Origin of the sequence: Spirosoma sp. KUDC1026 (genome assembly GCF_013375035.1) — a bacterium.
Lineage (GTDB): Bacteria > Bacteroidota > Bacteroidia > Cytophagales > Spirosomataceae > Spirosoma.
Genome location: NZ_CP056032.1, coordinates 5,215,006 through 5,227,543 on the forward strand (window position 1 = coordinate 5,215,006; position 12,538 = coordinate 5,227,543).

Below are 12,538 nucleotides of genomic sequence, written 5' to 3' on the forward strand. Positions count from 1 at the left end.
GTCGATTCGAACTAAAAATCAATATCAGTTAGCTCGAAGTTTTGCCGAAGTCGGATGGTTCCGTCTTCTTCGCTACCAGGCTGGTAGATGATCACTTCGGGCTGGATACCTTTCTGCACATTACCGATGTCCCGTTTGCCGTTCTTGTTGGCATCAACAATCAACCGAACGCGGTACTTACCAGGTTTAAGTCGGGAAAAGTCATAGCTCGACGCTCCTCTGGATGTACGTAGTACGATATATTTTTCGTCCAGCAGTTCAACAATGATATTCGCTCCGGGCGGAATAGCCGCCGACGGATTAATCTTACCCGCAATCTGGCTGTATGTATCTTCTTCGGCTATCGTGTATTTAGCGACGTAAGCGGCCAACGTATCGCCCTGCACGCTAATAAAGGCACCTTTTCCCAGCTTGAATAGCAATGTATCCTTTAAATTCGTCGATCGCCTGATCGACAGCTGCGAGAAATTGTTGGTCCATTTCAAGTCCTCGGCCGTTAGCTGAAGTGGTTTGGTACTATCCGGGCCGATGATGATTCTTTCCGGGTCGAATCGCAGAACGGGTTTAGTGAAGGTCAGCGTGAAGTCCAGGTTATTGTCGATGGGCTCTCGGGTTTGCGGCAGGACCTGAACGTTCAGCGGTTTACGATCTTTTTCCCGCGTTTTCAGCGGGGAGAAATAAACACGTTCTTTCAGATCCGTCCGGTTCCCTACTGAATCGACGGCTACGATGACGATATTGATCGTATCGTTGGCAGCCCGGGTGGCGGGCCGGAAAATACGTATCATCTTGGGTGACTCCAGAAACGAAATCAACGTATCGCCACTATTCTTCACGGTTGCCGCCGTGGACCCGGCCGCCGAGTCCACCGCGGCCGAATCCACGGCGGCTGTTGTCGATTTTGTACTGTCAGTGGAGGAAGCCGCGCTTTTGCCGGGATACGTCAGCCGGTATGAAGCAATCCCGCTGTTGAGTTCCAGGCCAAGGGTTTCGTCGGTACGTTCGCGCCGGGTTACCCGGGGTTTGGTTGACCCCCGGAACGCCACCATGTTAACGTCCGTGTAGTTTCGATTGAGGTTCAGGACACTATCCCGGAAGGCGACCCGCTCGTTTGGCGTATTATTCACCAGATTCAGGTCTTTGTCGTCAAAGCCGTATACTTTGTACAGCCCTGCTTTGATGTTCTCAATGCGATAGTTTCCGTTGCTGTCCGTCCGGGCGAAATACTGCGGTCGTTTGCGGGTAATGGGTAACGTATCCGTCGACGCAAATAGCCCTACCAGAAAATTCAGCAACGGCCGCCGGGTTTCGTCATCCACTACGTTGCCGCTTAAGTTGAGTGAGTCAATTGTTCCCCCCGTACTAAAGACGATTTTAGTGTCTTTAGCGATGTTGCGCTCCGTAATGTCTTTGATCCCATCGGCAAAGTTGATGGTGTAGGTCGTGTTCTTCTGAAACGGTCGGGAAAACGTGAGTCGAACACCCTGCGGCAGCGACTTTGCAATGAACGTATTGCTGTCCTGGGGCGTCACTGTAACCTTCTGCTGGAGGTTTTCGGTATTAACGTACTCATCAAACTCCAGCTCCACAATTTTTCCCTCGTAGTTCAACTGGCGCATTTTAGGAATACTACTCACGAGCTTTGGGGCAAGCGTATCTTTTTTCCCACCGGGCGGCTGGGCTACCTGCGCGCAGTTCTGTAGCAGGATCGGAAGGGCAAAGAGAAGACTAAAAAAGAAATGGCGGAACGTCATATCAGGTACACTAAGGCTACAAAGGTAAACGTCCGTTCATCGTTAAACTGTACCGGCTGTCATAAAATGGGTATGCCTTTCGTTACGTTTAGAAAGAAATTTAGGAAAATTTAAGGTACCCGACAGGCCTATTGGCGCTCAAGTCAGTTGTGAATGAGTAAATCCACGGTATCTGTCACTGCATAACCAACCCGTTATTACCCCAAAACCATTCATGCTCCGCGTCCGCTTTTATCTTTTTTCACTCCTGATCTCTTCCGCCGTCTGGCTGACGAGCTGTTCCAGTCCCGCCGAAAAACTGGATACTCAGGTCAGCGATGCTCTCGATGATGAAAACATTGACAAGGACGAAGCCGACGCGCTCCGGGTATACATCGAGCAGGAAACGGACGCCCTCGTTGACGATAAGAAAACCAAGGCTCTGCTAACGCCCGACGGCAAGATTGATGAGTCGGCGCTGATCGCTTTTGTCAAACGCAACCGGACGTATCGCAAGCTGGCCAAAGAAGGTAAAGAACCCACTATTGCTTTGTCGGGTGCCGTTGCCGTGAGCGAACCCCTGCGGTTGCGGCTGTACCTCGAAGCCAGCGGCAGTATGTTCCCTTACGATGCACCGGGTGGCAACGGTACGTTCAAACGGGCGCTCAACGACGTATTGACCGACTTTGAGGCCACCGCCCCCTACCAGGGCAAGCTCTTCGTCGTTAATACCGAAGTAAACCCGCTGGGCCTATCCTTGCCGCAGTTTTTCAAAGAGAAAAACATCTTCACGGTTGCCAAAACCAAAGGAAAAACGACGAGTACCGACTTCGAGAAAATCTTCCGGACGATTCTGACCGAAACGTCGGGCAGCGACCTGAGTGTGCTGGCGTCGGACCTGATTTACTCCGACCCAAGCTTGACCGGGATGAGCGCCCAGAAAACGCTCGATGCGGCCAGTTCGCTGCTGACAACGGTCTTTACGCCCTTCGCCAATACCCATTCGATGCTGGTTCTGAAACTAACCGCTGATTTTGACGGGGTGTATTACAGTTCAAATAACGCCAAGCATCCCTACAAAGGGCAGCGGCCGTATTATCTCTGCCTGATCGGCCGTAACGAAGCCATGCAGAAATTCTATAGCGATCCGGCTTACCAGACCATTCGCCAGTTCGACCGGCTGCCGGATTACGAAAATTCCTGGTTTTTCGGTCGGGATACGAAAGCAACCACGCCCTACTACACCGTCCTGGTTAGCGATCCAGCGAAGAAGGGCCGCTTTAAAAAATCCAGCGAAGAAGTGCGGGAGAAAGCGAAGGCGATTCACTCGCTGGATGATGTACAACCCGACGTGTCCGATAAGCAACTGGCCATTCCCGTCGCCGTCGATTTGTCGGCGTTACGTCTGCCCGCTTCGCTGCTGACTGATGCGAGCCAGTACGTAGTCGAAGGTAAAGACAATTTCAAGGTATCGTCGGTACAAACGTATTCGGGCGCGAACGGCACGACGCACAAACTGCTGCTCACCTCGTCGCAGCCCGCTCGCGGCAAACGTACCGCGACAATCCGCCTGCGTCGGCAGTTTCCACCAAAGTGGATTGCGAACACCACGACAACTAATGATGCCGCCCCCGACGCCAATTCTACCTTTGGCCTGCAAAACCTCTTACAGGGCGTCGAACGCGCCTACAACCCCAACAACCAAACCGAATATTTCACGCTAACACTCAATTTAGAATGAGTGATTGAGCGATTGAGTGAATGTTTTGCGTCAGCCAATTATTCACTCATTCGCTCAATTACTCATTCACTCATTCTCACTCATGGAAGAATCGCTCTATAATTTTTATAACCTGTTCGTAAACAGCAGCCTGCTGGAAGATCTGTATCAGGAAGAACTGCTGTCGCCCCTGACCTGGACCGCAATCGGACTGGCGTTTGTTGTCGCCTTTGCCTTTTACATCTGGCCATTCAACCGGGTTAGCTTCAGTGGTCTTCAGCACTGGCTGACCATGATGGGCGTGAGCGCCGTTTTGCTGTTCATCATTACGCTCGTCACCTGCTATCAAAAGGCTGGTCAGGAGATTCCGCGCGACGAAGCCGATCCGGAACAGGGTTATCTGTTTGACCAGGGGGTCAGTACGTTCCTGAGTTTTTCTTTTGAAATGGCGCTACTGACGGCAATCATCTTCTTCGTGATCTCGATGATTATGAAAAACTTCAGCAAAAATGCCAAACACCGGCCTATGCTGTGGCCATCGAAATAATATTAATCTCACTTCTGGCCCTGCCGCGACGGCGGATCGCCCGAACCTAATCTTGTAGGGGCTTTGCTCTGACAACCCCCTCCTGTTTTAGGAGGGGGCAGGGGGTGGTAACTGGCGGAAAATGGAAAGGACCGCTGCCGTGGGGTAAACCACACAAACCAAAAACTTATGGCTAAATTATTTGTGTTCGCCATCGGCGGAACCGGCTCGCGGGTGCTGAAAGCACTAACGATGCTGCTGGCGTCGGGCGTTAAAATGAACAACACCGACGAGATCATCCCTATCGTGCTGGACCCCCATGCCACGAACGATGATCTGTTGCGTACCAAAGAATTACTTCGTGAGTACGGTAACATTCGGGCGGGGCTGCAAACGAAGCCGACTGAAGGCTTTTTCAGCACCGAAATTAAAACGCTGAATCGGGCAATTGGTGGTAACGCAACCATCGCCGATACGTACGTCTTTGAACTTCAGGGGGTGCAGCAGGAGAAATTCCGGGATTACATCAACTACGAAGGCCTGGACGCTCCAGCAAAGGCCTTGGCCGGGCTCTTGTTTTCGGAAGAAAATCTGGAAACGAAGATGGACATCGGTTTCGTCGGCAACCCCAATATCGGCAGTACGGTCCTGAACCAGTTTCGGTATTCGGATGTGTTTCAGGCCTTTGCTGAGAATTTCGGCGCTAACGACCGCATCTTCATCATCAGTTCGATTTTCGGGGGAACTGGCGCGGCCGGTTTCCCGATTCTGCTCAAAAATATTCGGGCGGCTCAGTCCATCGGCCAGATCTCAAACCCGGCCTTCCTGCGCGACGCTAAAATTGGAGCCGTTACGGTGATGCCGTATTTCAGCCTGACGACCAACGACAACAAGTTGATTGACCCGGCCTCGTTTATCGCCAAGACCAAAGCCGCACTGAATTACTACCAGAAAGGTGTTAACCCGTCGGTCAACGCGCTATATTATATCGGCGACGATCAGACCAAAGCCTACGCCTACGATCCCGGCGCGGGCGGCCAGAAAAACGAAGCGCATTTTGTCGAAATGGCCTCAGCGCTGGCCATGGTCGATTTTATGAACATGAGCGACAGCGAACTAGCCGTTAGCAACGGCCGCCCTAACAACCCGGTCTTCAAAGAATTCGGCGTGGAACAGGACGGCACGACCTTCCAGCTCGGTAATCTGGCGGCCGCAACCCGGCAGATCATCAACCTACCACTGGCCAAGATGGCCTTGTTCAGTACATACCTAAGCCAGAGGCTCAAGTCGGCAGCCGGGAGTGTACAGTGGGCCAAAGCCAATCCGCCTATTTCGACATCCTTCGTTAACTCGTCGTTTTTCAACAGCGTCAAAAACTTCGATACGGGCTTTCGGCAATGGCTGTCGGAGATGGGCGCTAATAAACGGGGTTTCGAGCCGTTCCTGCTTGACGCGGGCAACCTGGGCCATACGGTACGCGGCTTCGAACCCAAAAAGAAAGGGATCTTTGGTGGTGAGTCGGACGTAAAGCTGGACATCGTCAACGACTTCGATCAGGTGCTTAATAAAACGGCGGAAGGAAAAGCCTACGTTAGTGAGCCCGATAAATTCATCCAGCTGTTCTCGGAGGGCACCGACCGCTTCGTACGCGAACGCCTGCCGAAAGTTATGGACTACTAACCCCCATCGCTCAACTTTATGCCTACGACACTTAGCTTACATAACCCAACGCCGGGCCTACACTGGTACGTCAGTCGCCCAATGGGTACCGACCAGATTGCGGCCATCCGCGACCCGCAGGGCGGCCAGACCATCAAACAGCCAACGTCCATTCCCAGCCCCTTTGCGCGCATGGACCTGGTTCGGTCGGCCTTTCTGAATTTGTCTTTACGCCCGGACCTGAGCGGTACCATCAACGATCAGCGGGTGGTATCCGACTGTCTGGACGTGGGCGAGCTTTTCTTCAATTACGACAAGCTAAAAACGTACGTAACGATTACCCCGTTCGACGTACGGACCAACCTTGACCAGCTGCGTAATTCATCGAATACCGGCCACCGACGGCTGGGCGATGCCCTAAAATTGTTTCTGGACCAGGACGCACCGGAGTATAACTTCAACGACATTAACCGGCTGTTCGTGCTGAGCTACCGGGGTCGCGTGGTGGGCGGTACGTCGCCCAAAACCCTGTTTTTCAGTTCGGGGAATGACCTGAGCTGGGTCGATGTATCGATGGGTAACGACCGTTTGTTCGATCAGGCAACAACGCCCCTGTACCAGCGGGATATTGAGTACCAGAAGTTCTGGTACGCGATCAAGCAGTTCATGCCGAACTTCCGGGAGCGTTTCCGGGAAGTAGACGACTACCTGAACCGCAGCCGGGCGCTGTTACAACAGCACAACCCTACCCTTTTCTACGAGCACATCGAATTACCGAACGGACAGCCCCTGCTGACCCGCGAGAAATTCGACGCTGACTTCGATGAACTAACAACTGGCCCCGGCGACATCGTTGAAGTGCTGGGTTTCCCCCTGCGCAAGAAGAAATCCGACGTACGAGCCATCGATCAGGTCAGCGATTTCATTATCAAATCGGATAAGTACGCGCGGTTGCACCCGAATCAGCCGCGCCCGATGGCGTTGCAGAACCGTTTTTTCCGGCAGTTTACGTATGTACCGCAGACGCAGTGGAATCCGAATACGTCGGTGCCGTACTACGTACGCGAGTCCTGGAAGGAGAACCTGCGGTCGCTGCCGGGGCAACCGGGCAACTACCCCTGGTTGACGGTCAGTGATTTTCTGGAGCCTTACCTGATTCGACTACCGTTCCCCACGGATCGGGGCCGTTTCTACGATGGCAACCTGCAAACGCCTGCTACAGACAAAGGCTTTTTGCTGCCGCTGAAGAAAGATTTCTTCGACTTTTTCGACGTCGACGATCTACTAACGGGTAAAGTCCGTCTACGGATGATCCCGCAGGGAAACGGCATCAACGTAACGCTCGACATTCCCGTAACGGCCCCCGGTCAGCCGGGCAATCAGTTTGTTACGTTCGAGCGAGTGTATGCGCCTGTCGTTGGCAGCGCAACCTCGCCAAATGAACTTACGAACGAAGGAATCATTCTGGAAAACTCGTTCACAATCAACATCTTCCCGTTTGTCCGGTCGGGTTCGGTAACGGTACCCGCCGATTATCGGGTGCAGTTGATCGAATCCGGTTTCGACAGCCAGAACCAGTATCAACTGACCTATTTTCAGGAGCATGACAACGTAGCTGTCAAGCCGGAGTCGACGCACCAGCGGACGGTTCGCCAGCAGAATACGGACGGTTCGAGCGTGTACGACGTACTACGTCAGGAGTTCGATTACATCCAGACGAACATCCGCGCCGACGGTAAGGAGTTGAATGGCATCATCATTCCCCGCTGGAACGAATACAACGGTGGCAGCAAGCAGTTTTCGTTTTCGGTCGATTTTGGAACCACCAACACGCATATCGAGTACAGCGTAGACGGCGGCACACCGCGTCCTTTTGACGTAGCCGACGTAACGCCCCAGGTCGCTACACTGGTGGCCCCGGCACAATACAACCCAGCCCTGTTCGAGCTGTTCCTGCTTTACGATCTGGAGTTTGTACCGCCAACCATTGGTCCCGGCAAGCCCGATAGTTTCCCAACTCGGACAGCCATTGCCGAGCCACTGAACCTGAGTTTTAACCAGCAGACCCAGGCCCTGGCTGATTTCAATATTCCGTTTTACGTGGAGCGGCAACCCGCCGGTTCAAACCGGATCACGACCAATCTGAAGTGGGCAAAAGATAATAACCAGACCGAACGACGGGTCGAAGCCTTCCTGGAAGAGCTGTTGATGCTGATCAAAAACAAAGTACTGACCGAAGGCGGCAACCTGACTCAGACGACCGTCTACTGGTTCTTCCCGGCCAGCATGACGCCCGGCCGCGTCAGTCAGCTACGTAGCGACTGGCAGAGTCTGTACGAACGCTATATCGGCGGGGGGGCCGGTCGACTACGTGAAGTCTCGGAGTCCGTCGCGCCGTTCTATTATTACAAGCAGAACCCCACGCTCAGCGCATCGGCCCGGCCGGTGATCAACGTCGATATTGGCGGAGGCACGTCGGACGTAGTGGTCTACGAACGAAACGAACCCCGCCTGCTGACCTCGTTCCGGTTCGCCGGTAACGCCATTTACGGCGATGCGTTCAGCGAGTACGGGGCTGCCAGTCACAACGGGTTCGTCAGAAAATACGCCGACCGAATTCAGACGTTGCTGGATAGCCAGAGCCTGGGCAACCTCAGCGACAACAACCGACGCATACTGGAAACCAACCGCTCGGAAGACATCATGGCGTTCTGGTTCTCGATCGAGAAGAGCAACGACGTCAAGGCGAAAAGTATGCTGTCGTTCAACGGCATGCTGGCGAAGGACGAAGACATGAAGATCGTTTTTGTACTATTCTACACCGCGCTGCTATACCACGTAGCGCGCCTGATGAAGCACAAAAACATCGGTCTGCCGGGTGCCATTACATTCAGCGGAACCGGATCGAAGCTGCTGACGATCATCAGCTCCGACGATCAGATGCTGGGGAAACTGGCGCGCGCTGTCTTCGAGAAAGTATACGACCAACCATACGATCTGAGTGGTTTGACCCTGTTCTACGAACGGAAAGGGCCGAAAGAAGTAACCTGCAAGGGAGCCCTGATGCAGCCCGGCAACAGTCGCCCGGTCGACACGGAAGCGATCAGCTACATCTACCCCGCTACGTTCGAGGATGAGTTTCCGGCGCTGACCTACGCCGATCTGCGCAAACCGGAAGTCGTTGATTCGCTGCTCAAAGAGACAAATGGGTTCATCGATTTCTTCTTCTCGCTGAATCAGCAGTTCAGCTTTATCCGGAACCTGAACGTATCGGCCCGGTCGCTGGCTATTGCGCAGCAGGAATTACGGACACATCTGGACACGTCGCTGATGGACGGTATTCAGCGCAAAGAAAGCGACGTTGCTGCCGAATACACCGGCATGGCCGACGCCCTGGCTGCGCCGATTGAAGAAACGCTGTTTTTCTATCCGCTCATCGGAGCGATTAATAAACTGGCCAACGCGCTGGCGTAATTATGCGGACACAACCTCATGCGATTATTCCGGTAGCTCTTGGATTGCTCTTGTCTGCGTCGCTCGTAACGGCGCAGACACCCAATCCAAATGTACAGGCGGTCGATACGCTGACGAAAGACGTTGCCAAGGCCGTCTTCTCCCGAATCAGTCAGCCGAAGGCACAGGTTATTTTCAACCAGCTTCAGGACTGTGGCGACAACTGTGATGCGCAGCAGATTATCCGTAGCGTAGGCGGCTGGGACGCCGTTGGGGTAAAGATGGAAGAGTTAAGCGTCCTGAAAAGTACGGCTCCTTTTCTGACAATGTCACCTGCCGATGCCAACAAGGCTATCCGGCAAGAATTTGCCCGGTTCTATTCCCGTTACAAAAACGACCGGAATTACGGCGCTCCGTTGAGTCCAGCGGTTCAGTCAGCGATTCTGGCTAAAGTCGACGCCCTGCTCCCTCCGGCAGCAGCTACGGCCGAAGCTCCAGCTCAGGTGACTCCAGACGCCCAGGGCACAGTGGCTGCCCAGACAGAGGAAGAAAACGTAATTGCCCCCGCGGATCTGCGCATCAGCCAGTTGGAACGGGCGGTGAAAGACGAACAGGAAAAACAACGCTGGATGAGTATTATAAGCGCCATTATTGGGCTTCTGGCAGGAGCCGCTGCTACCTTTCTGCTGCTGGGTCGCCGATCAAAAGCCGAAATTGAGGATCTGAAACACCAGACGGATCAGCTCAGCCGGGAGAACGATAAGCTCCGTAAAGGAGGGGGCAACACGGTTCGCCATTCGGGTTCAGAACTCAGCCCTCAGATTAAGCAGAACCTGGCTACGTACAATGCCATGCTGACCGAACTAGGTACAAATTCGGACCCGGTTGCTGCTATCCGGCAACTAAAAATGCAGGCTACACCAGCCCCAGTATCCCCAGCTCCTAAGCTACCCCGTTCAAACGAGTCACTCGTTGAGCCCATTCCCGAGCCAGTTGCACCCCCGCCTTCCCAGCTGCAGGCTATGCCCCCAATGGAGCCAATGGCCCCCATGACGCCAGTTGCTTCTACGCCAGTGATTGCGAAGAACGAAGTATTTTACTGTCCACCGCCGGACCCAAACGGGCAGTTCGATAGTAATCAGAAATCCGCTACGTTATCGCCTGAGTCAGCTTACCGGTTCAGCGTTAGTGCGGATAAACCAGCCGTAGCAGCCTTCCGGTTTGAAGCCGAACCGGGTCGGGTCGCCCGGTTTCTGACGTACCGGAATTACATGATCGAACCCGCCTGCGACAGCGAAAACAGTTATTCGTCGTCGCACACCCGAATCATCATGCGCCGGGACGGAGAAGCAGTCCTGGAAAATGGCGTATGGCGCGTGAAAACCAAAGCCCTGATTCGCTATGAATAAGCTGCTGGCGTTGCTTTCCTTGTTCGTTATGCTTTATCTCGCCGGCTGTTCGGGCTGCTCGCGATCGGGCAGTCACCAGCCCCGCCGGGGCAAGCGGACGCGCACGGAACAGCCAGTTCGTGAATCGGCAACCACCCCACCCGCATCGACCAGCCCCACGCTGACGCAGATCGGCGACGGACCGACCGAGGTAGCGATGGAGAAAGAAAACGGTGTATACAAAGTGCCCGTTACGGTGAATGGCGTACCGATGAAGTTTATTCTCGACACGGGGGCCAGCCTGATTTCCATGTCATCAACCGAAGCGGAAAAACTGTACCGTCAGGGGGCCATCAGCGAGTCGGACATTATTGGTCAGTCGCGGTTTCAGGATGCAAAAGGCGACATCTCACCGGGGGCCATTGTTCGCCTGAAATCGGTGCGGATTGGCGACCGGGTACTGGAGAATGTAAACGCCAACATCGTCGGCAGCGCGCAGGCTCCGCTCCTGCTGGGTCAGTCGGCCCTGTCGCAATTCGGTAAAATTTCAGTGGATTACCGCCGAAACGTGGTGACGTTCGACTGAACTTTGGTGTTTATCGGATAGGGTGTTTGTTTTGCAGATTCCCCGATAACGCAACCTCTTACCAATGAACGCAACCCATGACGGAAACTGAACTCACTGACCGACTCCGAGAAACCATCGTACTGGATGGTCCCGATGCCTGGCAGCGTACCAGTTACCTTCAGGATGCACAGGCCGCAGGCATTCCTCTGGCATCAGCGCTGAAACGAGCCGCGGAGATTAGCCAGGAGGTTGCCAACAACAGTCTACTCTATGACAATATCCGGGCGCGCATTGCCCGGCTGGCCCAACCCTCACGCAGCCACCTGATCGAGCAGGATCTTCATCAGATCCTCAACGCGGCTACGTCGCTGAATCTCTCCCCCGATTTCGTTCGGAATCGGTGGGTACCGACCGTGCTTCAGCAGCAGACTCTGGTATCGGCTCCGGCAAAATCTGTTAGCGAAGAAAAACCGGCTCCGGCCGAGCCGGTCACGCCGGAACCGGAACCCGTTATTCCTGATCCCGAACCCACGCCCGTTCCCGAGCCGGAACCCATCCGGCAACCCGAACCGCCGGCCTCAAAACCAGCGCCCGAGACGGTCGTATCCATCACTCAGCCCGCGCCGGTCTATAGATCTGAGATCACGCGACCGCCCGAGAATCCACCCGTTGTTCGCTCGTTCACGGCGTCGCCCGCTCGTGTGTACAGCGGGCAAACAGTCACGCTTTCCTGGGACGTAGCCAACCTGCTGGCCGTTACGATTGATGATTTAGGCGAAGGGCTGTCGCCCCAGAACCGAGGCTGGGTGAAACCGTCAAAAACAACCGACTATACCTTGTTTGACGCCAACAACACCCCCCTCAGTACCGTTCGGGTAGAAGTTATCAAACGAGATCGTAGTGGTATTTACGGCGTATTGTTTGCCGTAGTGTTGCTGGCGCTGATCTACTGGTTCATTAAGAACACGAACAGCTCCCAACCGACCGAACCGGAACGGAAGTCGCGTACGGCACAACCTGAACGATCTGAAGCCCGTAGCCGCTGGAACAAATTGCCTCCTGCGAGTACGGCCGCCCGTTCGACACCACCGGAAACATCCGGTGACGACGACAGCTCCACAGAAACCAGCTCGTCACCAGCACCGGTCGTCGACGAACCCGGTTCAAGCGAACCCACCGAGTCGGCAACGCCTGCTCGGACAGCCAGCAAGCCGGTACCATCACTAGCCGACGCCCGGCAGGGTAAATATGAAGAAACGTTTGGCAACAAGCCTTACGATAAAGTAGAACTGGGAGCAGATGAACAGGGCTGGCGCCGGGCTCGGGTCAATGGTCGCTGGGGCTACGTCGATGCGGACGACGAGTGGGTAATCGAACCCGAATACGAAGCAGTTACGCCCTTTCGCGGCAATATGGCCCAGGTCTTTCAGGATGGAAAGCTCATCACCATCAACCGCTCGGGCGAGCAGGTGCGTAATCCCTGATTGATTG

8 protein-coding genes are annotated in these 12,538 nt (G+C 54.3%); 7 read left to right on the top strand and 1 reads right to left on the bottom strand.

Annotated features, from left to right (window positions below; genetic code table 11):
• Positions 1-11: 11 nt before the first annotated feature.
• Positions 12-1,754, bottom strand: a complete 1,743-nt coding sequence (locus HU175_RS21920) for an Ig-like domain-containing domain (RefSeq protein WP_176568602.1) — start codon at positions 1,752-1,754, stop codon at positions 12-14.
• Between the two features lie 214 nt (positions 1,755-1,968).
• Here HU175_RS21920 and HU175_RS21925 point away from each other — a divergent pair, with 214 nt between their 5' ends.
• The 7 genes from HU175_RS21925 (at position 1,969) to HU175_RS21955 (ending at position 12,531) form a co-directional block, all read left to right on the top strand.
• Positions 1,969-3,474 carry a hypothetical protein gene (locus tag HU175_RS21925; RefSeq protein WP_176568603.1) on the top strand — a complete coding sequence of 502 codons (1,506 nt, stop codon included), beginning with the start codon at positions 1,969-1,971 and terminating at the stop codon, positions 3,472-3,474.
• An 82-nt stretch (positions 3,475-3,556) separates the two neighbouring features.
• The gene (locus HU175_RS21930; RefSeq protein WP_176568604.1) at positions 3,557-4,000 is read left to right on the top strand and encodes a hypothetical protein; all 444 of its coding nucleotides are present in this window, start codon (positions 3,557-3,559) and stop codon (positions 3,998-4,000) included.
• 168 nt (positions 4,001-4,168) lie between these two features.
• Positions 4,169-5,659: a hypothetical protein gene (locus tag HU175_RS21935; protein ID WP_176568605.1), complete on the top strand. Its 1,491-nt coding sequence runs from the start codon at positions 4,169-4,171 to the stop codon at positions 5,657-5,659.
• An 18-nt stretch (positions 5,660-5,677) separates the two neighbouring features.
• Positions 5,678-9,112 (top strand): hypothetical protein, encoded by a 3,435-nt coding sequence (locus tag HU175_RS21940; RefSeq protein WP_176568606.1) that lies wholly within the window; start codon positions 5,678-5,680, stop codon positions 9,110-9,112.
• A gap of 2 nt (positions 9,113-9,114) precedes the next feature.
• Complete coding sequence (locus HU175_RS21945) at positions 9,115-10,500, top strand: hypothetical protein (protein WP_176568607.1); 1,386 nt, start codon at positions 9,115-9,117, stop codon at positions 10,498-10,500.
• Positions 10,493-11,065 (top strand): TIGR02281 family clan AA aspartic protease, encoded by a 573-nt coding sequence (locus HU175_RS21950; protein WP_176568608.1) that lies wholly within the window; start codon positions 10,493-10,495, stop codon positions 11,063-11,065. The genes HU175_RS21945 and HU175_RS21950 overlap by 8 nt, the downstream gene beginning before the upstream one ends.
• A 77-nt stretch (positions 11,066-11,142) precedes the next feature.
• The gene (locus HU175_RS21955; RefSeq protein ID WP_176568609.1) at positions 11,143-12,531 is read left to right on the top strand and encodes a WG repeat-containing protein; all 1,389 of its coding nucleotides are present in this window, start codon (positions 11,143-11,145) and stop codon (positions 12,529-12,531) included.
• Positions 12,532-12,538 lie beyond the last annotated feature (7 nt).

What these genes read in the sequence shown, in the direction of transcription:
- HU175_RS21920 (WP_176568602.1), bottom strand. Translation starts at nt 1,754, where the DNA reads ATGACGTTCCGCCATTTCTTTTTTAGTCTTCTCTTTGCCCTTCCGATC.
- HU175_RS21925 (WP_176568603.1), top strand. Translation starts at nt 1,969, where the DNA reads ATGCTCCGCGTCCGCTTTTATCTTTTTTCACTCCTGATCTCTTCCGCC.
- HU175_RS21930 (WP_176568604.1), top strand. Translation starts at nt 3,557, where the DNA reads ATGGAAGAATCGCTCTATAATTTTTATAACCTGTTCGTAAACAGCAGC.
- HU175_RS21935 (WP_176568605.1), top strand. Translation starts at nt 4,169, where the DNA reads ATGGCTAAATTATTTGTGTTCGCCATCGGCGGAACCGGCTCGCGGGTG.
- HU175_RS21940 (WP_176568606.1), top strand. Translation starts at nt 5,678, where the DNA reads ATGCCTACGACACTTAGCTTACATAACCCAACGCCGGGCCTACACTGG.
- HU175_RS21945 (WP_176568607.1), top strand. Translation starts at nt 9,115, where the DNA reads ATGCGGACACAACCTCATGCGATTATTCCGGTAGCTCTTGGATTGCTC.
- HU175_RS21950 (WP_176568608.1), top strand. Translation starts at nt 10,493, where the DNA reads ATGAATAAGCTGCTGGCGTTGCTTTCCTTGTTCGTTATGCTTTATCTC.
- HU175_RS21955 (WP_176568609.1), top strand. Translation starts at nt 11,143, where the DNA reads ATGACGGAAACTGAACTCACTGACCGACTCCGAGAAACCATCGTACTG.